The 23,722-nt window shown below is 62.1% G+C and carries 21 protein-coding genes; 10 read left to right on the top strand and 11 right to left on the bottom strand.

What is annotated here, in order from left to right:
* The first annotated feature begins 16 nt into the window (after window positions 1-16).
* The 5 genes from BLU85_RS08065 (at window position 17) to BLU85_RS08045 (ending at window position 5,659) form a co-directional block, all read left to right on the top strand.
* Window positions 17-748, top strand: coding sequence for a DsbC family protein (locus BLU85_RS08065; RefSeq protein ID WP_092202309.1), 732 nt, complete (start codon window positions 17-19; stop codon window positions 746-748).
* Window positions 749-880: 132 nt separating this feature from the next.
* A complete protein-coding gene (locus BLU85_RS08060; RefSeq protein ID WP_092202307.1) occupies window positions 881-2,185 on the top strand; it encodes a homoserine dehydrogenase in 1,305 nt (434 codons plus the stop codon).
* 104 nt (window positions 2,186-2,289) lie between these two features.
* Complete coding sequence (gene thrC / locus BLU85_RS08055; RefSeq protein WP_092202305.1) at window positions 2,290-3,699, top strand: threonine synthase; 1,410 nt, start codon at window positions 2,290-2,292, stop codon at window positions 3,697-3,699.
* Window positions 3,700-3,819: 120 nt separating this feature from the next.
* Complete coding sequence (locus BLU85_RS08050; RefSeq protein ID WP_092202303.1) at window positions 3,820-5,208, top strand: transporter substrate-binding domain-containing protein; 1,389 nt, start codon at window positions 3,820-3,822, stop codon at window positions 5,206-5,208.
* Window positions 5,209-5,371: 163 nt separating this feature from the next.
* Window positions 5,372-5,659 (top strand): DUF3509 domain-containing protein, encoded by a 288-nt coding sequence (locus tag BLU85_RS08045; protein WP_092202301.1) that lies wholly within the window; start codon window positions 5,372-5,374, stop codon window positions 5,657-5,659.
* Between the two features lie 324 nt (window positions 5,660-5,983).
* Here BLU85_RS08045 and BLU85_RS08040 read toward each other — a convergent pair whose 3' ends face one another.
* Window positions 5,984-7,183, bottom strand: coding sequence for a CaiB/BaiF CoA transferase family protein (locus BLU85_RS08040; protein ID WP_092202299.1), 1,200 nt, complete (start codon window positions 7,181-7,183; stop codon window positions 5,984-5,986).
* A gap of 148 nt (window positions 7,184-7,331) precedes the next feature.
* Here BLU85_RS08040 and BLU85_RS08035 point away from each other — a divergent pair, with 148 nt between their 5' ends.
* The 3 genes from BLU85_RS08035 to BLU85_RS08025 all read left to right on the top strand — a co-directional run bounded on the left by BLU85_RS08035 (window position 7,332) and on the right by BLU85_RS08025 (window position 11,228).
* Window positions 7,332-7,874, top strand: coding sequence for a YaeQ family protein (locus BLU85_RS08035; RefSeq protein ID WP_003198109.1), 543 nt, complete (start codon window positions 7,332-7,334; stop codon window positions 7,872-7,874).
* 186 nt (window positions 7,875-8,060) lie between these two features.
* Window positions 8,061-9,770: a single-stranded-DNA-specific exonuclease RecJ gene (gene recJ, locus BLU85_RS08030; RefSeq protein WP_092202297.1), complete on the top strand. Its 1,710-nt coding sequence runs from the start codon at window positions 8,061-8,063 to the stop codon at window positions 9,768-9,770.
* Between the two features lie 351 nt (window positions 9,771-10,121).
* Window positions 10,122-11,228 carry an NADH:flavin oxidoreductase/NADH oxidase gene (locus tag BLU85_RS08025; RefSeq protein WP_092202295.1) on the top strand — a complete coding sequence of 369 codons (1,107 nt, stop codon included), beginning with the start codon at window positions 10,122-10,124 and terminating at the stop codon, window positions 11,226-11,228.
* Window positions 11,229-11,409: 181 nt separating this feature from the next.
* Here BLU85_RS08025 and BLU85_RS08020 read toward each other — a convergent pair whose 3' ends face one another.
* Complete coding sequence (locus BLU85_RS08020; protein WP_092202293.1) at window positions 11,410-13,038, bottom strand: glucan biosynthesis protein D; 1,629 nt, start codon at window positions 13,036-13,038, stop codon at window positions 11,410-11,412.
* A 361-nt stretch (window positions 13,039-13,399) separates the two neighbouring features.
* Here BLU85_RS08020 and BLU85_RS08015 point away from each other — a divergent pair, with 361 nt between their 5' ends.
* Entirely contained in the window at window positions 13,400-13,585 is a 186-nt protein-coding gene (locus tag BLU85_RS08015; RefSeq protein ID WP_003198116.1) for a hypothetical protein, read from the top strand.
* A gap of 44 nt (window positions 13,586-13,629) precedes the next feature.
* On the opposite strand, the gene BLU85_RS08010 is transcribed toward BLU85_RS08015, so the two are convergent.
* From BLU85_RS08010 to BLU85_RS07970, 9 genes are all read right to left on the bottom strand, one after another.
* The gene (locus BLU85_RS08010) at window positions 13,630-13,929 is read right to left on the bottom strand and encodes a type II toxin-antitoxin system RelE/ParE family toxin (RefSeq protein WP_092202291.1); all 300 of its coding nucleotides are present in this window, start codon (window positions 13,927-13,929) and stop codon (window positions 13,630-13,632) included.
* Window positions 13,892-14,155, bottom strand: coding sequence for a CopG family ribbon-helix-helix protein (locus BLU85_RS08005; protein ID WP_063322816.1), 264 nt, complete (start codon window positions 14,153-14,155; stop codon window positions 13,892-13,894). Before BLU85_RS08005 ends, BLU85_RS08010 begins: the two co-directional genes overlap by 38 nt.
* 146 nt (window positions 14,156-14,301) lie before the next feature.
* A complete protein-coding gene (locus tag BLU85_RS08000) occupies window positions 14,302-15,726 on the bottom strand; it encodes a gamma-aminobutyraldehyde dehydrogenase (RefSeq protein ID WP_092202289.1) in 1,425 nt (474 codons plus the stop codon).
* A 72-nt stretch (window positions 15,727-15,798) separates the two neighbouring features.
* Entirely contained in the window at window positions 15,799-16,617 is an 819-nt protein-coding gene (locus BLU85_RS07995; RefSeq protein ID WP_092202287.1) for an ABC transporter permease, read from the bottom strand.
* Window positions 16,607-17,554, bottom strand: a complete 948-nt coding sequence (locus tag BLU85_RS07990) for an ABC transporter permease (protein WP_072408186.1) — start codon at window positions 17,552-17,554, stop codon at window positions 16,607-16,609. Before BLU85_RS07990 ends, BLU85_RS07995 begins: the two co-directional genes overlap by 11 nt.
* Window position 17,555: 1 nt before the next feature.
* Window positions 17,556-18,593, bottom strand: a complete 1,038-nt coding sequence (locus BLU85_RS07985; RefSeq protein ID WP_092202285.1) for an ABC transporter ATP-binding protein — start codon at window positions 18,591-18,593, stop codon at window positions 17,556-17,558.
* A 225-nt stretch (window positions 18,594-18,818) separates the two neighbouring features.
* Complete coding sequence (ydcS, locus tag BLU85_RS07980) at window positions 18,819-19,970, bottom strand: putative ABC transporter substrate-binding protein YdcS (protein ID WP_092202283.1); 1,152 nt, start codon at window positions 19,968-19,970, stop codon at window positions 18,819-18,821.
* Window positions 19,971-20,060: 90 nt separating this feature from the next.
* A complete protein-coding gene (locus BLU85_RS07975) occupies window positions 20,061-21,518 on the bottom strand; it encodes a gamma-aminobutyraldehyde dehydrogenase (protein WP_092202281.1) in 1,458 nt (485 codons plus the stop codon).
* A 203-nt stretch (window positions 21,519-21,721) separates the two neighbouring features.
* Complete coding sequence (locus BLU85_RS07970; RefSeq protein ID WP_092202279.1) at window positions 21,722-22,636, bottom strand: LysR family transcriptional regulator; 915 nt, start codon at window positions 22,634-22,636, stop codon at window positions 21,722-21,724.
* A gap of 182 nt (window positions 22,637-22,818) precedes the next feature.
* Here BLU85_RS07970 and BLU85_RS07965 point away from each other — a divergent pair, with 182 nt between their 5' ends.
* The gene (locus BLU85_RS07965) at window positions 22,819-23,529 is read left to right on the top strand and encodes a tellurite resistance TerB family protein (protein WP_060739037.1); all 711 of its coding nucleotides are present in this window, start codon (window positions 22,819-22,821) and stop codon (window positions 23,527-23,529) included.
* Window positions 23,530-23,722: the final 193 nt, after the last annotated feature.

Below are 23,722 nucleotides of genomic sequence, written 5' to 3'. Positions count from 1 at the left end.
CGCCTCAGGAGTCCCCATGCGTTTGATCCAGATGTTCACCGCCGCCGCCATTGCGTTGGCCAGTACTTTCGCCGTCGCCGACGACGCGGCCGACAAGGCTATCCGCAAAAGCCTGGAAAACCTCCAGCTCGAAGTGCCGATCGAAGCCATCTCGGCCAGCCCCATGGCCGGCCTGTATGAGGTCAAGCTCAAGGGCAGCCGCGTGCTGTACGCCAGCGCCGACGGCCAGTACATCGTCCAGGGCAACCTGTTCGAGCTCAAGGACGGCAAACCGGTCAATCTCACCGAGATGACCGAGCGCCAGGGCATTTCCAAATTGATCAACGGCATTCCGGTCGCTGAAACCGTGGTTTACCCGGCGATCGGCGAAACCAAGTCCCACATCACCGTGTTCACCGACACCACCTGTCCGTATTGCCACAAGCTGCACGCCGAAGTGCCGGAGCTGAACAAGCGCGGTATCGAAGTGCGCTATGTGGCGTTCCCGCGCCAGGGCCTGGGCTCGCCGGGCGATGAGCAGTTGCAGGCGGTCTGGTGCTCCAAGGACAAGAAAGCAGCCATGGACAAGATGGTCGACGGCAAGGAAATCAAGGCCGCCAAGTGCGAGAATCCTGTTTCCAAGCAGTTTGCGCTCGGACAGTCAATAGGCGTGAACGGTACGCCGGCGATTGTTTTGGCCGATGGTCAGGTAATTCCGGGCTACCAGCCGGCGCCACAAGTGGCCAAACTGGCCTTGGGCGCGAAATGAACATGGGCGGTCCGCTTTTGAAGATCACGGCTCGGCGAACACATTCGTCGGGCCGTTAAACACAGAGCCGCGTTGCTGCGCGGCTGTATTTCACGGCCGACCTTGCGTCGGCCGTTTCATGGGGAGTCAAGAGTGAATCCGGTCAAAGTAGGCATCTGTGGGTTAGGTACCGTCGGTGGCGGCACCTTCAACGTACTTCAGCGCAACGCCGAGGAAATTTCTCGTCGTGCCGGGCGTGGGATCGAAGTGGCACAAATTGCCATGCGCACGCCAAAGCCTCAGTTCCAGACGACCGGTATTGCGATTACCAACGATGTCTTCGAAGTGGCCACGAACCCTGAGATCGACATCGTCATAGAGCTGTTGGGCGGCTATACCGTTGCCCGCGAGCTGGTACTCAAGGCCATCGAGAATGGCAAGCATGTGGTCACCGCGAACAAGGCGCTTATCGCTGTTCACGGTAATGAGATTTTCGCCAAGGCCCGCGAGAAGGGCGTGATCGTGGCATTCGAAGCCGCCGTGGCCGGTGGTATCCCGGTGATCAAGGCGATCCGCGAAGGCCTGTCGGCCAACCGCATCAACTGGGTCGCGGGGATCATCAACGGCACCGGTAACTTCATCCTCACCGAGATGCGCGAGAAAGGGCGCACCTTCGAAGACGTGCTCGCCGAAGCCCAGGCCCTGGGTTACGCCGAGGCCGATCCGACGTTCGACGTGGAAGGCATCGACGCGGCGCACAAGCTGACGATCCTGGCGTCCATTGCGTTCGGCATTCCATTGCAGTTCGACAAGGCCTACACCGAAGGCATCACCAAGCTGACCACCGCTGACGTGAACTACGCCGAAGCCTTGGGCTACCGCATCAAGCACCTGGGCGTGGCGCGCAGCACCGCCAGCGGCATCGAGCTGCGCGTGCACCCGACCCTGATCCCGGCCGACCGCCTGATCGCCAACGTCAACGGCGTGATGAACGCGGTGATGGTCAACGGCGATGCTTCTGGCTCGACGTTGTTCTACGGCGCTGGCGCGGGCATGGAACCGACCGCTTCGTCGGTGGTGGCCGATCTGGTGGACGTGGTTCGCGCCATGACCTCGGACCCGGAAAACCGTGTGCCGCACCTGGCCTTCCAGCCGGATTCGCTGTCGGCGCACCCGATTCTTCCGATCGAAGCGTGCGAAAGCTCCTACTACCTGCGCATCCAGGCCAAGGACCATCCGGGCGTGCTGGCCCAAGTGGCGAGTATCCTCTCGGAGCGCGGCATCAACATCGAGTCGATCATGCAGAAGGAAGTCGAGGAACACGACGGCCTGGTGCCGATGATCCTGCTGACCCACCGGGTGGTCGAGCAGAACATCAACGACGCGATTGCGGCGCTGGAAGCGCTCCAGGGTGTCGTTGGGCCGGTGGTCCGTATCCGCGTCGAACATTTGAATTAATTTAGCGGCAAGTTATAAGCTGCAAGCCGCAAGTGGAAGCCGAGCCGCTTTGACTTGACGCTTGCAGCTTGACCTTGAAGCTCAAACCGAAGGTTTGCCAAAAAATGCGCTATATCAGCACCCGCGGCCAGGCACCGGCCCTGAATTTCGAAGATGTCCTCCTGGCCGGCCTGGCCACGGATGGCGGTCTCTACGTGCCGGAAAACCTGCCGCGCTTCACCCAGGAGGAAATCGCTTCCTGGGCCGGCCTGGCGTACCACGAGCTGGCGTTCCGGGTCATGCGCCCGTTCGTCACCGGCAGCATCCCGGACGCCGATTTCAAAAAGATCCTGGAAGAGACCTATGGGGTCTTTTCCCACAATGCCATCGCACCGCTGCGCCAGCTCAACGGTAACGAATGGGTCATGGAGCTGTTCCACGGCCCGACCCTGGCGTTCAAGGACTTCGCCCTGCAACTGCTCGGTCGCCTGCTGGACTACGTGCTGCAAAAGCGTGGCGAGCGCGTGGTGATCGTCGGTGCCACCTCTGGCGACACCGGTTCGGCGGCCATCGAAGGCTGCAAGCATTGCGAGAACGTCGACATTTTCATCCTGCACCCGCACAACCGGGTCTCGGAAGTGCAGCGTCGCCAGATGACGACGATTTTCGGCGACAACATCCACAACATCGCCATCGAAGGCAACTTCGATGACTGCCAGGAAATGGTCAAGGCCAGCTTCGCCGATCAGAGCTTCCTCAAGGGCACGCGGCTGGTGGCGGTGAACTCGATCAACTGGGCGCGGATCATGGCCCAGATCGTCTATTACTTCCACGCAGCCCTGCAATTGGGCGGCCCGGCCCGTTCCGTATCGTTCTCGGTGCCGACCGGCAACTTCGGCGATATCTTCGCCGGTTACCTGGCGCGCAACATGGGGCTGCCGATCAACCAATTGATCGTCGCCACCAACCGCAACGACATCCTGCACCGCTTCATGAGCGGCAACCAGTACGTCAAGGAAACCCTGCACGCCACGCTGTCGCCTTCGATGGACATCATGGTGTCGTCGAACTTCGAGCGCCTGCTGTTCGACCTGCACGGTCGCAACGGTGCGGCGATTGCCGGGCTGATGGACAGCTTCCGCCAGGGCGGCGGTTTCAGCGTCGAGCCTGAGCGCTGGACCGAAGCCCGCAAGTTGTTCGACTCCCTGGCCGTGGACGATGAGCAGACCTGCGAAACCATCGCCGAGGTGTTCGCCCAGAGCGGCGAACTGCTCGACCCGCACACGGCCATTGGCGTCAGGGCGGCTCGTGAATGCCGTCGCAGCCTGGACATCCCGATGGTGATCCTGGGCACGGCTCACCCGGTCAAGTTCCCGGAAGCGGTGGAGAAAGCCGGTGTAGGAAAAGCGCTCGAACTGCCTGCGCATCTTTCTGATTTGTTTGAGCGAGATGAGCGTTGCACCGTGTTGCCCAACGACTTGAAAGCCGTGCAGGCCTTTGTCAGCCAGCATGGCAATCGCGGCAAGCCTCTCTGACCGGGTAAACCTGTCACATTTTGAAGCCCGTCTCCTGACGGGCTTTCTTGTTTCTGCATGCCAAACTGGCCGGGTTTTCGCCCTTGGAGGGATGGGCGAGTCATCTCGAAGGAAATGCAGATGTCGTTTTTTATCAAAGGCAAACCAGCACTGGGCTGGGTAATGGGCCTGGCCCTGATGTACTGGACGCAGGGAGGCAACGCGGCGCCGCTGGCGGCTTTCGAAACGCCACCGCCCAACCCTGGCGAACGGCTGGTGCTGGACGCGCAGGAGTTGAAATGGATCAAGGAGAACCCCCGGGTCATCGTGGCCACGATGCAGTTTCCGTTGTACCTGTTCAAGAACGAACAGGGACAGTGGAATGGGCTGAACCACGACGTTCTCCAGCGCATCGCGCACATGACCGGTCTTGAGTTCGTGCATCGGGAATCGTTCTCCCCCGGCGAGTTGCTGACAATGCTGGAGAATGGCGAAGCCGACATGACGACCCTGCTGGCGATGAATGAAGAACGTCGGGACTTCCTGAGTTTCAGCCATGCATTCGGTGGTTCCGGTTGGGTATTCGTCGGCCGTGACGGGGAATCGTCCCTGCATTCGCTCGAGCAGCTCGAAGGCAAGGTCCTGGCACTGCCGGCACGGCATGCATTGGAGGCGGAAATCAGGCGCGATTACCCGGCGATCGAATTGCGCACGACCAAGACCTTTGGCGAGGCGCGGGCGCTGGTGGAGAGCCGGGAAGCCTATGCCACCATCGAAAATGAAACCGGGGTGCATCTCTATCCCGCCGGGCAGTTGCAGGTCGGCAGCGGCCTTGAGGGCAAGTGGGAGCCGGACTACCTGGCGGTGCGCCAGGACCTGACCGTGCTGTTGAATATCTTGAATAAAGCGCTGGAAGCCTTCCCCGCCGAGGACATGCGTGCACTGCGTTCGAAATGGATGGCTGGTGCGACGCCCGTCCAGGTGCCATCGATCTGGGAGCGGATGTCCCGCTGGGGCTACTGGTGTGTGACCGTGGTCGTGGTGTTTGGCCTCTTGTCCCTGCTGTGGAACCGCCGCCTGCAGATACAGATCGACCAACGCCTCAAGGCTGAAGCGGTCCTCAAGGACCAGTTGATGCTTCAGCGGGCCTTGATGGATGCCATCCCCGACCCGATTTTCATCTGTGATCTGGAAGGGCGCCTGATCATGTGCAACAAAAGCTATGAAGACCAGTTTGCGACCCGCTTCGAAAAACTGCGGGGCACGCGGCTTACCGACTCGGCGTCATTCCCGCCGGCCACCGCCGAGCTGCTGCATGGGGAAGTGATGGAGCAATTGCGCACCGGCCAGTCTCGATTCGTCGACCGGCAATTGATGTTCAGCGGCGGATTGCGGGAAATCTATCATTGGTCGGTACCGTTCTATGGGGCTGATGGACAGCTGCGCGGCATTCTGGGCGGCTGGACCGATGTCGGGCGGCGGTGGCGCCGTTGCGACAGGGGCCTGGCTGAGCCGGCCGTCACCCCGTAACGGTTGTCGCAGAACGCTGTTGTTTGCCTGTCATATTGGACGCGCATGCTCGGTTGAACAGGTTGAAGGCATGCCGGTTCGGTGCGCTGACGAACTTTCTGCTGCGGCCCACGGTCATTTACTGTGCACATGCAGTTGTTTCGGACTATTGAAGGGTGAGCGAATGGAAAGTATCAGCCTATTGCTGAATGAAGCCTTGAGCCCGTATCAGGTCTCGCTGACTCCCTCCGGCGCCAAGGGCGAATGCCGGGTGACGCTGAAGAATGCCAGCGGGGTCATCATGGTCGAGCGAGCGTTCAATCAGGCCCAATTGACCGACAAGCGTCAGTTGACGGACGTAGTCGATGGCCTGCATCGCGATGTGCTGATTGCCGAGGGGCGCCTGGAGCCCTGTGTGATTGCGGCGCTGCGCAATCTGGCGCGCGACAAGGTCATGATCGCGGCGAATTGACTGGGCTTTTGTGGGAACCTTCCTACGTCTTGACGAGTCAGACCCTTTACCAGCAAGAGCGAGCATTGTGCTCCGGTGCTTGTCGCTTGTTGTACGGACCTTGAATGGTCACGTTTAACCCCGAGTCGTCTCCCCACTTCTCGGGGTTTCTTTTTGCCCGGTGTTTATGTTTTTGGTGTGTTCTGTCGGGCGCTGGAAGCTTTTGTGGGAGCGAGCTTGCTCGCGATAGCGGTGTGCCAGTCAACATCAAGTCGACTGGGCCGACGCTATCGCGAGCAAGCTCGCTCCCACAGTTTTATCTCCAGGGGCTGCTCCTGCCGTGCCTCAAATGGCGCCGTCGGCGCGCAGTTTGGCGATCTGCTGTGGGTCGTAGCCCAGCTCACCGAGCACTTGTGCGTTGTGTTCACCCAGTGCCGGCCCGACCCATTCGCAGGTGCCCGGGCTGTCGGAGAGCTTCGGTACGATCCCTGGCATCTTGAACGCCTTGCCGTCCGGCAGCTTGGCCTGCAGGAACATTTCACGGGCGAGGAACTGCGGGTCGCTGAACATATCCTCGGCGCTGAAAATCCGACTGGCCGGCACCCCGGCCTGGTTCAACTGGTCGATAACGCTATCGAGCGGCAGCGCGTTGACCCAGCGATCGATGACCCCATACAGCTCGTCACGCCGGCTGTCACGGCCATCATTGCTGGCCAGTTGCGGGTCATTGGCCAGGTCGTCACGGCCGATGATCTGCATGAAACGCTTGAAGATCGCATCGCCGTTGGCGCCAATCTGCACGTGCTTGCCGTCGGCGCTGGTGTGGATGGACGAGGGGGTGATGCCGGGCATGATATTGCCGGTGCGCTCGCGGATGAAACCGAACACGTCGAACTCCGGCACCATGCTTTCCATCATGGCGAAAATCGCCTCGTACAGCGCCACGTCCACCACTTGTCCGGTTCCGCCATTGATCTCCCGGTGACGCAGGGCCATCAATGCGCCGATCACGCCCCAGAGGGCGGCGATGGAGTCGCCGATGGAAATCCCGGTACGCACTGGCGGACGGTCCTCGAAGCCGGTGATGTAGCGCAGGCCGCCCATGGATTCGCCCACCGCGCCAAACCCCGGCTGATCTTTCATCGGCCCGGTCTGGCCGAAGCCCGAAAGCCGCACCATCACCAGTTTCGGGTTCAGTGCATGCAGCACATCCCAGCCCAGGCCGAGCTTTTCCAACACGCCGGGGCGAAAATTTTCGATCAGGATGTCGGCTTCGCCGAGCAGTTTTTTCAGGATCGCCAGGCCTTCGGGGTGCTTGAGGTTCAAGGTCAGGGACTGCTTGTTGCGTGCCTGGACGAACCACCACAACGAGGTGCCTTCGTACAGCTTGCGCCACTTGCGCAGCGGATCACCGCCGTCGGGCGATTCGACCTTGATGACTTCGGCACCGAATTCGCCGCAGATGCGCGAGGCGAAGGGCCCGGCGATCAAGGTGCCCAGTTCGATGACTTTGACGCCGGCAAGGGGTTTGGCAGTAAGCGACATGAACGGATCCTGTAGGACAAAGGCAGAACGAATAGAGCGTTTTATCACAGGCCAGGGCCGGTCGCCGCAGGTCGATGGTCGGCAATTCGTGGATTGCCTGTGTCATCGGTTAGACTTGCCGCCTTTCCTCGTATCAAGAAGCCCGTTCATGGCCCAGCCGTCCACGACCTACAAGTTTGAACTGAACCTCACCGACCTCGACCGCAATGTGTACGAGAATGTGAAGCAGACCATCGCCCGCCACCCTTCGGAAACCGAAGAGCGCATGACCGTGCGCCTGCTGGCCTACGCGTTCTGGTACAACGAGCTGCTGGCGTTTGGTCGTGGTCTGTCAGACGTCGATGAACCTGCGCTGTGGGAAAAAAGCCTGGATGACCGTGTGCTGCACTGGATCGAAGTCGGCCAGCCGGATGCCGATCGCCTGACCTGGTGCTCGCGCCGGACCGAGCGCACCAGCCTGCTGGCCTATGGCAGCCTGCGGGTCTGGGAAGGCAAGGTGATCCCGGCGGTCAAGAACCTGAAGAACGTCAACATCGCCGCCGTGCCCCAGGAAGTGCTCGAAACCCTGGCCCAGGACATGCCCCGGGTGATCAAGTGGGATGTGATGATCAGCGAGGGCACGATTTTCGTGACCGACGACCGTGGCCAGCATGAAGTCCAGCTGCAATGGTTGCTGGGTGAGCGTGGTTGATCCCGCCGGGCCATGTAGGAGCTGCCGAGCGAAGCGAGGCTGCGATCTTTCCCCTGACGCTTGAGTCTCAAGCGAAAGATCAAAAGATCGCAGCCTTCGGCAGCTCCTACAGAGGCCAGCGGGAGCAAGCGCCCTCGCCACAAAAAATCAAAACTCCACCGTTTTAAAGAGAAATGTCGTCACCCCATGCGCATAGAACCCCGCCAACTGCCCGACACCCTGCCATTTCTCGGTGACCTGCCGCCCCTGTTGACGCGCCTGTACGCGGCACGCGGCGTACAGTCCGAGGCTGAACTGGACAAGAGCCTGGCGCGCCTGATTCCCTTTCAGCAACTCAAGGGGATCGACGCCGCGGTGGATCTGCTGGTGACCGCGTTGGAGCAGCGCCAGCGCATCCTGATCGTGGGTGACTTCGATGCCGATGGCGCGACCGCCAGCACCGTGGGGATGCTGGGGTTGCGCCTGCTCGGTGCAGCCCATGTCGATTACCTGGTGCCCAATCGCTTCGAATATGGCTACGGGCTGACCCCGGAAATCGTCGAAGTCGCCCTGGCCCGCGCACCGCAGTTGCTGATCACCGTGGATAACGGCATCTCCAGCGTGGAAGGCGTGGCGGCGGCGAAAGCGGCGGGGCTCCAGGTGCTGGTCACCGACCACCACTTGCCTGGCCTCGAATTGCCGGCGGCCGATGCCATCGTCAATCCGAACCAGCCGGGCTGCGAATTCCCGAGCAAGGCCCTGGCCGGTGTCGGGGTGATTTTTTACGTACTGATGGCCCTGCGGGCGCGTCTGCGCAGCCTGGGGTGGTATGCCAGCATCCCCCAGCCGAACATCGGCGAATTGCTCGACCTGGTGGCCCTGGGCAGCGTGGCCGACGTGGTGCCCCTGGACGCGAATAACCGGATCCTGGTGCACCAGGGCCTGGAACGGATTCGCGCCGGACGCGCCCGGCCCGGCATCAAGGCGATCCTGGAAGTGGCCAAGCGCGACGCTTCACGGATTACTTCCACCGACCTCGGATTTATCCTCGGGCCGCGTCTGAATGCGGCAGGGCGCCTGGACGACATGAGCCTGGGCATCGAATGCCTGCTCACCGACGACCCGGCCCTGGCGCGGGAGATGGCGGCGCAACTGGACGGTATGAACCAGGACCGCAAGTCCATCGAGCAGGGCATGCAGCGTGAAGCCCTGGCTCAGCTCAAGGACCTGCCAGTGGAGTCGATGCCATTCGGTTTGTGCCTGTTCGACCCGCAGTGGCACCAAGGGGTCATCGGCATTCTCGCCTCGCGGATGAAAGAGCGCTATTTCCGCCCGACCATTGCCTTTGCCGATGCCGGGGACGGTTTGCTCAAGGGCTCGGGGCGCTCGGTACCGGGCTTTCACATTCGCGATGCGCTGAGCGTGGTGGCGGCGCAGCATCCGACCCTGATCAGCAAATACGGCGGCCACGCCATGGCGGCGGGGCTGACGTTGCCGGAAGCGAATTTTCCGCTGTTCGCCGAAGCGTTCGACGCGGAAGTGCGCCGGCAATTGCGCGAAGAAGACCTGACCGGCCGGTTGTTGTCGGATGGCACCCTGGCGGTGGAGGAGTTCCACCTCGAACTGGCCCGGGCGTTGCGCCATGCCGGTCCCTGGGGCCAGCATTTCCCGGAACCGATGTTCCATGGTGTGTTCCAGTTGGTCGAACAACGTGTGGTGGGCGAACGGCACCTGAAGGTCATTCTCAAGAGCGAGTGCGGCTCGGTGAAGCTCGACGGCATCGCCTTCGGCATCGACCGCGAGATCTGGCCAAACCCAACCGTGCGCTGGGTGGAACTGGCCTACAAGCTCGACCTCAACGAGTTCCGCGGCCAGGAAACGGTGCAGTTGATGATTGCCCATATCGAACCGCGCTAGCCGATGGGCCTTCGTGGCGAGGGAGCTTGCTCCCGCTGGGCGCTGTAGGAGCTGCCGAGCGAAGCGAGGCTGCGATCTTTCCAAATTCAATTGAGTATTCAGCGAAAGACCAAAATCAAAAGATCGCAGCCTTCGGCAGCTCCTACAGGCCCATTGCGTCACACCGTCGGTTTTTAAGTTCTGAACCCTCCCGCCCCCCGGGTTGTCGACTAGGCTCTAAGCACTGCTTGATAGCCCTTGTGACGTCTTGTCGAATTTTTTGCCCGCGGGGGCGGGTGTTGCACCTTCCTGTCACTCGTCGACTTTTCAAACAGAACCCTGGAGCCTGCCCACTGATTCGAGAGGTGCCCCATGAGTCTGCTGCTGGAACCCTATACCCTTCGTCAATTGACCCTGCCCAATCGCATCGCGGTATCGCCGATGTGCCAGTATTCGAGCACCGATGGCCTGGCCAACGATTGGCACCTGGTGCATTTGGGCAGTCGCGCCGTGGGCGGTGCCGGCCTGGTGTTCACCGAAGCCACCGCCGTGACCGCCGACGGTCGTATCACCGCCCAGGACCTGGGGCTGTGGAACGATGAACAGATCGAACCCTTGCAACGCATCACCCGGTTCATCACCGCCCAAGGGGCCGTGCCGGGCATACAGCTGGCCCATGCCGGGCGCAAGGCCAGCACCTGGCGACCTTGGCTGGGCAAGCATGGCAGCGTCAAACCGGAGGATGGCGGTTGGGTGCCGGTCGGTCCGTCGCCGATTGCCTTCGACCCGCAACACACCCCGCCGGTGCAGTTGGACGAAGGGCAGATCGCCGGGGTGATCCAGGCCTTCGTGGATTCGGCCAAGCGCGCCCTCACGGCCGGCTTCAAGGTGGTCGAAGTCCACGCGGCCCATGGTTATCTGCTGCATCAGTTCCTGTCGCCCTTGAGCAATCAGCGGCGCGATCAATACGGCGGCTCGTTCGAGAACCGCATCCGCCTGGTCCTGCAAGTCACCGAAGCGATCCGGGCCGTATGGCCGCAAGAGCTGCCGGTGTTCGTTCGCGTCTCCGCCACCGATTGGGTCGAGGACGGTTGGAACCCGGATGAAACCGTGGAGCTGGCGCGGCGCTTCAGGGCGCTGGGGGTGGACCTGATCGATGTGTCATCGGGCGGCACGGCCGCCAATGCGGAAATCCCCACCGGCCCGGGTTACCAGACACGCTTCGCCGAGCGGGTGCGCAAGGAATCGGAAATCGCCACCGGCACCGTCGGCATGATCACCGAGCCGGCCCAGGCCGAACACATCCTGCGCACCTGCCAGGCCGACATCATTTTCCTGGCCCGCGAATTGTTGCGCGATCCGTATTGGGCCCTGCATGCCGATGATGACCTGGGCGGCCGCAAGGCCACGTGGCCGGCGCAGTACCAGCGAGCCACGCATCGGGACCAGCCGATTCATGAGTCGGATTTGCGCGATTGAGTGCCCAGTAAAAAAAGCCCCGGTCGTGTTGGCCGGGGTTTTTTTTATCTGGCTGAAATGTTCGGTGCCTGTACTTGCCTCATCGCGAGCAAGCTCGCTCCCACAGGGATTTCTGTAACCACAGATCCCGTGTGGGAGCGAGCTTGCTCGCGATAGGGCCAGCCCAGGCACCCGATCCCTATCAGGGATACTTGCGCTTATCCGGTGCCGGCGGGAAGTACTGGTACAACCAGGTCTCGCTCAAGGTGCGGTCCTTGGTGCGAATGAACAGGCGCATCTGCACCGGGTCCACCCGGTCGTCGGTCGGGTACCAGTCGAAGGTAATGCGGTAGCCCTTGATCGCATCCAGCACTAACACGTTGAAGTCCTTCACTTCGCCGTGGGAGCAGGTCACCACCGGTTCGATGCCGGTGCCCGGCGGCAGTTGGTCGAGGCCGCCGCCGCTGAAGTCCACGGCGAAACGACGTGCCCAGACGGTCGGGTAATGCTCGCCCGGTGCCCAGCCTTCGATGAAACCGCCCATGCCTGAACGGGTGGCGTCGACGTGGGCCAGGTCGGTGCTGACCGGCGGCAGCGCGCTCCAGTAGAGCTTGTAGCCATAGTTCAGCGAATCACCGGCGGCCACCGGTTTTTTCGGCGTCCAGAACGCGACGATGTTGTCCAGGGTCTCTCCGGTGGTAGGAATTTCCAGCAGGTCCACCGAGCCTTCGCCCCACGCCGTCGTCGGTTCGACCCACAGGCTTGGGCGCTTGCTGTACCAGTCCACGGTGTCCTGGTAACTGGCGAAGTCGTGGTCGGTCTGCACCAGGCCGAAACCTTTCGGATTGTTGTCGGCGTAGGCATTGAATTGCAGGGTGGCAGGGTTGTTCAACGGACGACAGACCCACTCGCCGTTGCCGCGCCACATGGCCAGCCGGTCGGAGTCGTGGATTTGCGGGTGAATGGTGTCGCACATGCGCCGTTCGACGGTGCCGCAGCTGAACATGCTGGTCATGGGGGCGATACCCAGTTGCTCGATGGCGGTACGGGCATTGATGTGCGCATCGATTTCCATCACCACCCGGGTCGGCTGGCAATCGATGTCGAACCGATAGGCGCCGGTGGCGCTGGGGGAGTCGAGCAGGGCGTAGACCACGAAACGGGTGCTGTTCTTGTCCGGGGTTTCGAACCAGAACTTGGTGAAGTCCGGGAATTCCTCACGCTTCTTGGCATAGGTGTCGATGGCCAGGCCGCGGGCCGACAGCCCGTACTGGCCGCTGGCATCCACGGCGCGGAAATAGCTGGCCCCCAGGAACGAAACGATGTCGTGCCGATCCAGCTCCGGCGCCTTGAAGACACGAAAGCCGGCGAAGCCCAGGTCACCCGTCAGTTGCGAGGTGTTGACCGTGGTTTTCTCATAGTTGAACAGTTCCGTACGGAAGTGCACCTCGCGGGCCATACGCGTCTTCGGGTCGACGCTGTACATGCGTACCGGCTGCTTGAAGCCCATGCCGACATGGAAGAACTGTGCATCCAGTTGTCGCCCTTCCAGGTCATTCCATAACGAGTGATTGACGTCGTATTGGATGGCGTTGAACTGCAGCGGCGACATTTGCGCCAGGGTGGGTGGCAGGACTTGCTTGGTGTCGACGTAGCGGCTCTCGGCCAGCCGCCGGGCCTGATCCTTCAAACCGTTGAAATCGAAGGGACGGGCTTCGCCGTCGGCAGTCTGATCGGCGGCCCAGGCGCGTGCGGCCATGAGCCCGGAGGCCGACAGCCCGGTGTAGGCGGCGAAGGCCATGGAGGCCTTGAGCAGATTCCTGCGGTGCATAAATACAACCTTTCTCGAAACAATCCCGCGCCGATCCTGGCGACAGAGATTGGTAAATGAGTTCGGACATGCCTTTGGCCAAACGCGACGAACGTTAGAACAGATGCCTGAGAGCTGGATCGGTTCACCGAGGCGCAAAATCATAGGGGAAATGCGGGTTTTGAGAGAAAGGAAAGCGTGGCTTGGTCAAATTTTCTTACAGTTATTTCTTTTTTTATAAGGATTGCGGCATTTTTTGACTAATTACTCTAAAACTCCCTTCTCACGCTTCGAATCCTCCCTATTCTTTAGCGTGATAGACGATCTAACCCGGGTTCAGACGGCGCTATCAGGTCAACCTCGACGTAAAGAAGGACAACTCATGACAAAAATACAGGGCATTACCGAAATGCTGGGGATCTTTCCAGGCCTGACCAACCCGCGCAGGACACGCCGGCTCAGCCTTGAAGAATTGAGACTGGTGGAGCGCTATCGGGAGTTGTCGGAAAACGACCGTATCGCCATGCGCTACCTGGTGGATGCGATGAGGAGTGTTTCGCGGTTTTGAAGCGTGGCGCAGGTGAGCGGTCGGGGCAGGCGCGCCGACCGACATCACTCCACCGACCAGTCCTGGGGACGTTCGGTGCGCTGGTGCAGTATCCGCAGGACTTGCAGTTGCCCCTGCTGGAGCCGATAGGGGGCAACGAACGGGTAGCGTGTCAACACCAGCTCTCGAACATCGGGAATGACCGAAGGACGGCCCGAGCCGGGAAAGCGTTGCAGTTGGCGCAGTGTCTCCAGGATGGCGAGGATGACCTCATCGGCGCCTTCTGCGCCGATAGCGCTTTGGTAATGTTCGTGGATCGAGTCGAGGTCACTCTGTGCTTTGTCGGTCAGTACGATGCTCGGCACGCTTTGCCCACTTAGCCTTCACGGCGTCCAGATCGGTCAGGTTTCCAGCGTCGGCATCGGCCATGCCTTCGCTGATGGCTTGCAGATGCCAGGATTCGGCTTCCACATATCGGACCAGTGCACGCTTGAGGTGATATTGGCGGTCGCGGTCGGTGGCGGCAGCCAGCAAGTCCAGCTGTTGGGCCAGACCTTCTTCCACACGAAAGGACAAAACGGGCGAGGCCATGGCTGATCTCCAAGGTGTATACGTTGTAGACACCCTAGGTGCTGCCAGGATTTCCGTCAACCGGCGGGCGTGCACCGATCGACGAAAACCTTAGCAGGACGAACGCCGGGCAGGCGCGAGCATGTGTTGCCAACGTTGTCTTGTCGTCAATGCTTGAACATCACATGCCGCACCACCGTGTAGTCCTCCAGCCCATACATGGACATGTCCTTGCCATAGCCAGAACGTTTCTGACCGCCATGGGGCATTTCACTGACGAGCATGAAGTGGGTGTTGACCCAGGTGCAGCCGTATTGCAGGCGTGCCGACAGGCGATGGGCGCGGCCGATGTCGGCGGTCCAGACCGATGAAGCCAGGCCGTAGTCCGAGTCGTTGGCCCAGGCCAGCACTTGCGCTTCGTCGAGGAACGGGGTGACGGACACCACCGGCCCGAAGACTTCCCTCCGGACGATTTCATCATCCTGTTGGGCGTCGGCCAGCACCGTCGGCTCGAAGAAGAACCCGTTGCCGTCCACGGCCTTGCCACCGGTGACCAGGCGGATATGCGGCTGGGCGATGGCCCGCTCGACGAAAGCGGCCACGCGGTCGCGGTGCTGGGCGGTGATCAGCGGGCCCATCTCGGTGTCGGATGCGGTTTGCAGGCCGTACTTGATGCTGCCCACTGCGGCGCCGAGTTTCTCGACGAATTGTTCGTAGATGCCTTGCTGGGCATAGATGCGGCAGGCGGCGGTGCAGTCCTGGCCGGCGTTGTAGAAACCGAAGGTGCGGATGCCTTCCACGGCCGCGTCGATGTCGGCATCGTCGAAGATGATCACCGGGGCTTTGCCGCCCAGTTCCATGTGCATGCGCTTGACGCTGTCGGACGTGCTGGAAATGATGTTCGAGCCGGTGGCGATGGAGCCGGTCAGCGACACCATGCGCACTTTCGGGTGGGTGACCAGCGGGTTGCCGACTGTCTGCCCACGGCCGAAGATCACGTTGAGCACGCCGGCCGGGAAAATCTCCGACGCCAGTTCCGCCAGGCGCAGCGCCGTCAGCGGGGTTTGCTCCGACGGCTTGAGCACCACGGTATTGCCGGCGGCCAGGGCCGGGGCGATTTTCCAGGCGACCATCATCAGCGGGTAATTCCACGGCGCGATGGAGGCGATGACGCCCACCGGGTCGCGACGGATCATCGAAGTGTGCCCCGGCAGGTACTCGCCGCCCGCCGAACCGCTCATGCAGCGGCTGGCACCGGCGAAGAAGCGGAACACGTCGGCAATCGCCGGGATCTCGTCGTTCAGTGCGGCGCCAAGGGGTTTGCCGCAGTTGTCCGACTCCAGCTTCGCCAGTTCCTCGCCGTGGGCTTCGATGGCGTCGGCCAGTTTGAGCAGCAACAGGGATCGGTCCTTGGGCGCAACCTGCGACCAGCTGTCGAAGGCGTTGTCGGCCGCGCGGACGGCGGCATCGACCTGGGCTTCGCTGGCCTCGTTGATTTCCACCAGCACTCGCCCCAGCGAGGGGTTAAACACGGCCTGGCCGGGGCCTTCGCCGTCTATCAGATGGCCGTTGATCAGCAGTTTGGTTTGCATGTCCAAGTCCTCTTTTGAATGTTTTCCCAAGTCCCCTGTGGGAGCGGTTCCCCAGTGAGCGATCACTGTTGATTATTTCCCGCCGCTACCGGCCACGCTCTCACCTCCACGGGTCAGGTAATACGCGCCCAATATCGGCAACATCGTGACCATCATCACCAGCATCGCCACCACGTTGGTCACCGGCACGTCACGCGGGCGGCTGAGCTGGTTGAGCAGCCACAGCGGCAGGGTGCGTTCGTGGCCTGCGGTGAAGGTGGTGACGATGATTTCGTCGAACGACAGCGCGAAGGCCAGCATCCCACCGGCCAGCAGTGCCGACCCCAGGTTAGGCAGGATGATGTAGCGAAAGGTCTGCCAGCCGTCGGCGCCCAGGTCCATCGAGGCCTCGATCAGGCTGTGGGAGGTGCGGCGCAGGCGGGCGATCACGTTGTTGTAGACGATCACCACGCAGAAGGTGGCGTGGCCGACGACGATGGTGAACATCCCCGGTTCGATGCCCAGGGTCTTGAAGGTCGCCAGCAGGGCAATGCCGGTGATGATTCCCGGCAAGGCAATCGGCAGGATCAGCATCAGCGAAATGCCCTGTTTGCCGAAGAACTCGCGACGGTACAGCGCCGCCGAAGCCAGGGTGCCGAGCACCATGGCGATCAGCGTGGCGATGGCCGCGACCTGCAACGACAGCTTGATCGCCTCCAGCACATCCGGGCGCGAGAAGGCGACGCTGAACCACTTCAGGGTCAGGCCCTTGGGTGGGAAACTGAAGGCCGCGTCCTCGGTGTTGAAGGCGTAGAGGAAGATGATCAGGATCGGGAAATGCAGGAACACCAGCCCGCCCCACGCCGCGATCCGCAAGCCCCACGAGGCTCGGTCTTGAGAGTCAGAGCGCATCGAAAGCTCCCAGTCGCTTGACGATGGATAGATAGACTGCGATCAGCACGATAGGCACCAGCGTGAACGCCGCGGCCATGGGCATGTTGCCGATGGCGCCTTGCTGGGCGTAGACCATGCTGCCGACGAAATAACCCGGCGGGCCCACCAACTGGGGCACGATGAAATCCCCCAGGGTCAGCGAGAAGGTGAAGATCGAGCCGGCGGCAATGCCCGGGATCGACAGCGGCAGGATCACCTGCGTGAACGTCTGGCGTGGCCTGGCGCCCAGGTCCGCCGAGGCTTGCAGCAGCGAGGGCGGCAGGCGCTCCAGGGACGCCTGGATCGGCAGGATCATGAACGGCAGCCAGATGTAGACGAACACCAGGAAACGCCCCAGGTGCGAGGTGGACAAGGTGCTGCCACCCACGCCCGGGATTCCCAGTACGAACTGCAATACCGGCCCCAGGCCCAGGTGCTGGACGAACCACTGCGCCACGCCGCCCTTGGCCAGCAGCAGCGTCCAGGCATAGGCCTTGACGATATAGCTGGCCCACATCGGCAGCATCACCGCGATGTAGAAAAACGCCTTGGTCTTGCCGCGGGTGTAGCGCGCCATGTAGTAGGCGATCGGGAACGCGACGATGGCGCTGGCGATGGACACGGCAATCGCCATGCTCAGGGTGCGCAAAATGATGTCGAAGTTCGAGGGTTGGAACAGCGCCGCGAAGTTCGCCAGGGTCAGGTCCGGCGTGACCGCCATGGTGAAGTCATCGAAGGTGTAAAAACCTTGCCACAGCAACGTCAGCAGCGAGCCGAGGTAGATCGCGCCGAACCAGAGCAGCGGCGGCACCAGCAACATCGACAGGTACAGGTTGGGCCGTCGGTACAGCAGGTTGGCAAAGCGCCGCAGCGGCGAACCGGGCGCAGGCGCTTGGGTGATGGCCAGGGTGTTCATCTCACACCTCGCCACTGACGGTGTCGTGCAGCGCCACCATCGCCTCACGGGCCCAGCGAACGCTGAGGTGCTGGCCGGTCTGGTGTTGAGCCGCGTTGTCGAGCCACTGGGTGTTGGCCTGGCTGAGGTTCAGGGTCTGGCCGTTGGCAAGTTTCAATTCGTAGCGTGTGGCGCTGCCCTGGTACTGGATGTCGTGCAGCAGGCCGTGGACCTCGATTTCATCGCTGGCCAACGGGCCCTCGGCGAAACGCACGTGTTCCGGGCGGATCGAGAACGGCTGTGGATAACCGCTCAGTTCCCGGGCCAGCTCGCCACGAATCACGTTGGAAGTGCCGACGAATTCGGCGACGAAGGTGGTCGCCGGTTTCATGTACAGGTTGCGTGGGGTGTCGACCTGTTCGATGCGCCCCTTGTTGAACACCGCCACGCGGTCGGACATCGACAGCGCTTCGGTCTGGTCGTGGGTGACGAAAATGAAGGTGATGCCCAGCTGGCGTTGCAGCTTCTTCAATTCGCCCTGCATCTGTTCACGCAGCTTCAGGTCCAGGGCGCCCAGGGGTTCATCGAGCAACAACACCCGCGGACGGTTGACCAGCGCCCGGGCCAGGGCCACGCGTTGGCGCTGGCCGCCGGAGAGCTGCACCGGCTTGCGTTCGCCGTAGCCACCCAAGGCGACCATTTCCAAAGCTTCGTTGGCGCGCTGGATGCGCTCGGCCTTGGCGACGCCTTTGACTTTCAAGCCGTAGGCCACGTTGTCGCGCACGTTCATGTGGGGGAAGAGGGCGTAATCCTGGAAAACGGTGTTGACGTCTCGCTGGTACGGCGCGAGCCCGGTGGCTTCTTCGCCGTGGATACGAATCGAACCGGCACTGGGTTGCTCGAACCCGGCGATCAGCCGCAGGCAGGTGGTCTTGCCCGAGCCGGACGGGCCCAGCATGGAAAAGAACTCGCCGTCCTGGATATCAATGGAGACCCGGTCAACGGCTTTCACATCGCCGAACTGACGGGATACCTGGGTGAACTGGACTGCAAGCGTCATGGTGCGGAGCTCCAAAAGCGGGGCTTATGTTCTGAGTTATCGGGCATGGACCTGTGGCGAGGGGATTTATCCCCGTTGGGCTGCGAAGCAGCCCCAAAGCAGTCGACTCAATCTGCCCGATAGTCAGAGGCGTCAGTTTTGGGGGCGCTTCGCGCCCCAACGGGGATAAATCCCCTCGCCACAAGAGCAGATGTTCATCTGCTATTTTCATGCGACTGAAGGGACTTAGCGCCCACCCATGATCGCAATGTAGTCCTGGGTCCAGCGGCTGTACGGCACGAACTTGCCGCCCTCGGCCTGTGGGGTTTTCCAGAAGGCGATCTTGTCGAACTGATCGAAGCCGTTGGTCTTGCAGCCTTCGGCGCCCAGCAGTTCGCTGCCCTTGCACGCTGCCGGCACCGCAGGCAAGGAACCGAACCACGCAGCCACGTCACCCTGGACTTTCGGTTGCAGCGACCAGTCCATCCACTTGTACGCGCAGTTGGGATGCTTGGCCTCGGCGTGGAGCATCGTCGTATCGGCCCAGCCGGTGGCGCCTTCTTTCGGAATGGTCGAGGCGATCGGTTGCTTCTCGTTCATCAGGCCGTTGACCTGGTACGGCCAGGCACCGGACGCCACCACGCCTTCGTTCTTGAAGTCGCTCATCTGCACGGTGGTGTCGTGCCAGTAGCGGTGGATCAACGGCTGCTGGGCCCTCAGCAATTCCAGCACGGCCTTGTACTGGGCTTCGTCGAGTTGGTACGGGTCCTTGATGCCCAGTTCAGGCTTGGCGGTCTTGAGGTACAGCGCCGCGTCGGCGATGTAGATCGGGCCATCGTAGGCCTGCACGCGCCCCTTGTTCGGCTTGCCGTCGGGCAGGTCCTGGGCGTTGAACAGCACGCTCCAACTGGTGGGCGCCTGCTTGAACACGTCGGTGTTGTACATCAGCACGTTCGGCCCCCATTGATACGGGGTGCCGTAGGTCTGCTGGTTGACCACGTACCACGGCGCATCCTTCAGGCGCGGGTCGAGATTCTTCCAGTTGGCGATCAGCGCGGTGTTGATCGGCTGCACGCGCTTGCCGGCAATCAGCCGCAACGAGGCGTCGCCGGAAGCGGTGACCAGGTCATAGCCGCCCTTGGTCATCAGGCTGACCATTTCGTCGGACGTGGCGGCGGTTTTCACATTGACCTTGCAGCCGGTTTCCTTCTCGAAACCGCTGACCCAGTCGTAGGCCTTGTCGCTTTCGCCGCGTTCGATGTAACCCGGCCAGGCAACGATATCCAGCTGGCCTTCGCCGGCACCGATGGCCTTGAGCGGTTCGGCGGCCTGGAGGCTGACGCTGGTCAGCAGCGCCGTGGTGAGTGCACTGAGCAATACGGTCTTGTGCGCGTACATGGAAATCCCTCTTGCTTTAATTATGGTCGGGGCAGTTTTCGAACCGGGTGAAACGCCATGGCTGGCCTGTTATTAGAGTAGTGCTATTGGCTACAGATGCTGGCCGTGGCGGGCCATGATGTGGCGCACCACGCTGTAGTCCTGGAGCGAATCGCTGGACAGGTCTTTCCCATACCCCGAACGTTTCAGGCCGCCGTGGGGCATTTCGCTGACCAGCATGAAATGGCTGTTGATCCAGGTGCAGCCGTATTGAAGCCGCGCCGCCACCTGCATGGCCTTGTCCAGGTTCTGCGTCCACACCGAGGAGGCCAGGCCGTATTCGGAGTCGTTGGCCCAGTCCACCGCCTGGCTGAGTTCGTCGAAACGGGTCACGGTGACGACCGGGCCGAACACCTCGCGCTGGACGATTTCATCGCTTTGCTTGCAGCCGGCCAGCAGCGTGGGTTGGTAATAGAAACCGGCGCCGGAATGCACCGCCGCGCCAGTGATGCGTTCGATGTGCGGCTGGCCGAGGGCGCGCTCGACAAAACTGGCCACGCGGTCGCGCTGGCGGGTGCTGATCAGCGGGCCGATCTCATTGTCGGCGTCGCGCTTGCCGGCAAAGCGCAGGCTGCTGACCGCCGCGCCGAGCTCCGCCACCAGGCGGTCGTGAATCCCGTCCTGGGCGTAGATCCGGCAGGCTGCGGTGCAATCCTGCCCGGCGTTGTAATAGCCGTAGGTGCGCACGCCTTCGACCACGGCCTGGATATCGGCGTCGTCGCACACGATCACCGGCGCCTTGCCGCCCAGTTCCAGGTGCGTGCGCTTGAGGGTTTTCGCCGCTGCCTGGAGGATCTTCTGCCCGGTGACGATGTCGCCGGTCAGCGAGACCATGCGCACTTTCGGGTGGCTGACCAGATGGCTGCCCACACCTTCGCCGCCCCCGCAAATGATATTGATGACGCCTCGCGGCAGGATCCTGGCCAGTGCCGGCGCCAGGGCCAGGATCGACAGCGGCGTGTGTTCCGAGGGCTTGAACACCAGCGTATTGCCGGCGGCCAGGGCCGGGGCGATTTTCCAGGCGGCCATCATGATCGGGTAATTCCACGGCGCAATGGACGCCACCACGCCGATCGGATCGCGGCGCACCATGCTGGTGTAGCCGGGCAGGTATTCGCCACTGAGCTGGCCGGTCTGGCAGCGCACGGCGCCGGCGAAGAAACGGAACACGTCCACCGTGGCGCTCAGGTCGTCCTGGCGCGCCAGGTGCAGCGGCTTGCCGCAGTTCAGGGATTCGAGGCGGGCCAGCTCATCGGCGTTCTTTTCGATGGCGCTGGCGATGTCCAGCAACAGGTTCGAGCGTTGTTGCGGCGTGGTGCGCGACCAGCCGTCGAAGGCGCGATGGGCGGCGAGGATCGCGGCTTCCACCTGTTCGGTGCTGGCCTCGGCGATGTGAGCCATCACCTCACCGGTGGCCGGGTTGAGGATCGGCTCGACAAGGCCTTCACCGGCAACGAGCTCTCCGTCGATCAGCAACGCGGTGCACAACGGGGTTTGTGTGCCAGCCATGTCCGGTTTCTCTTTTTATCGGTTGAAACACAGAACCTGTGGGAGCGAGCTTGCTCGCGATGGCGGTCTATCCGTCGACAATTGTTTTGCTGACACTCCGCCATCGCGAGCAAGCTCGCTCCCACAAGGGATCGTGGTGATGCAGCAAGACTAGTGCCCAGCCTCTAGGCCGACAAATTCGAAATACTCAAGGCTGCATTCGATTAAATAGATGGCTTGCGCCCGCCATGAGGTTGTTCCCGGGCGACGGCCAGGAACGGGTCGACCGACGCCGGTCGCGCCGTGCCCCGGCGCCAGGCCAGGCCTACGTCGAGGGTCTGGTTGAGGTCGGCGATCGGTCGGGCTTCGATGATGTCGCCTTCCAGCGACCAAGGGCGGTAGGTCATGTCCGGCTGGATCGACACGCCCAATCCCGCCGCCACCAGGCTGCGCACCGCTTCGGTCGAGGCGGTGCGCAGGGTGACCCTCGGTTGCAGGCCGGCGCCGCGCCACAGGCGCTGGGCGTTGCGGTCCATTTCATCGACATTCAGCTGGATCAGCGGTTCGCGGGCCACGTCGGCCAGGTTGATGCTGTCGTGTTCCAGCAGTGGGTGCTGTGCAGGCAACCACAAGCGGTGTGGCGAATGGGTCAGGACTTCGGTCTGCAAGGCATGACGGTCTTCCAGGTTGGACAGGATCAGCACCCCGACATCGATTTCGCCGCTGACCAGCAAATGCTCGATGTACGGCCGTTCGTCCTCCATCACGCGGATCTCCACGTTGGGGTAGGCACGCTGGAAACGGGTGAGCAGGTCCGCCAGGTAATAGCCGGCGACCAGGCTGGTGACGCCAATGGTGACTTGGCCGGCCACCTGATCGGTGCTTTGTTGCAGGCTGCGCTTGGCGTTGTCGACAGTGGCCAGGATCAAATGGGCCTGGCGCAGGAATTGATGGCCCTGGTGGGTCAGGGTCATGCCCTTGGCGTGGCGGCTGAACAGGCTGACGCCGATGTCCTGCTCCAGTTGCTGGATCGCCAGGGTCAGGGTGGACTGGGAAATGAACGCCGTCTGCGCAGCCGCGGAGATGGAGCCGGTTTCGGCCACGGCGATGAAGTGGCGGATCTGACGCAGGGTCATCATGGGCATATACCCGGTGGGCGATTTTATCGATGTGTTGGAGTGTATATCGTTTTTTCAGAAGGGTAGGTGAGTGCGTCTTCAATGAGCCAGGCAACATCTGGAAGCAATCTCGCCTGCGGCGCCAGGGCACTTTCGATCTAGGCTGGGGGCCTTACGTTGACCCGACAATGTGGAGGCAACACATGAACACCCGTGGATTGCTCGATCAGCTTCTCAAGTCCGGCCAGGAAATGTTGCAGAACAAGGCTGGCGGCTCACAGGGCAAGTCGTCCGGCGGCCTGGGCGGGTTGCTCGGCGGCTCCGGCAACCTGGGCGGGATGCTTTCCGGCGCGGGCGGCGGGGCCCTGGCCGCCGGGGCCATGGGCCTGTTGCTGGGCAACAAGAAAGCCCGCAGCTTCGGTGGCAAGGCCCTGGCCTACGGTGGCCTGGCTGCCTTGGGCGTGATCGCCTACAAAGCCTATGGCAACTGGCAGGCCCAACAGGGCACCGCGCCGAAAACCGAACCGCAGACCCTCGACCGCGTGCCTCCGGCGCAGGTTGAACAGCATAGCCAGGCGATCCTCAAGGCCCTGGTGGCGGCGGCCAAGGCCGACGGTCATGTGGACGAGCGGGAGCGGCAGTTGATCGAAGGTGAATTCACCAAGCTCGACAACGACCAGGAGCTGCAACACTGGCTGCACGCCGAGCTCAACAAGCCCCTGGACCCCACCGACGTCGCCCGCGCCGCCAGCACCCCGGAAATAGCCGCGGAAATGTACATCGCCAGTGTGATGCTGGTGGACGAGGAAAACTTCATGGAGAAGTCCTACCTCGACGAACTGGCGCGTCAACTCAAGCTGGAGCCGGGGTTGAAGGTGGAACTGGAAAAACAGGTGCGCCAGGCGACCGCCTAGAACAACCCCAACGCGATTCCCTGTGGGAGCGAGCCTGCTCGCGATGGCGCCCGGTCAGTCACAGCGTTTTTGACTGGTACACCGCTATCGCGAGCAAGCTCGCTCCCACAGTGGTTTTGGGGTGTTTGGCAGCCCTGTGTCCCAACGCGATTCCCTGTGGGAGCGAGCCTGCTCGCGATGGCGCCCGGTCAGT

The organism is Pseudomonas sp. NFACC14, assembly GCF_900106885.1.
Lineage (GTDB): Bacteria > Pseudomonadota > Gammaproteobacteria > Pseudomonadales > Pseudomonadaceae > Aquipseudomonas > Aquipseudomonas fluorescens_AA.
This window is presented reverse-complemented; position numbering and strand designations above follow the sequence as displayed.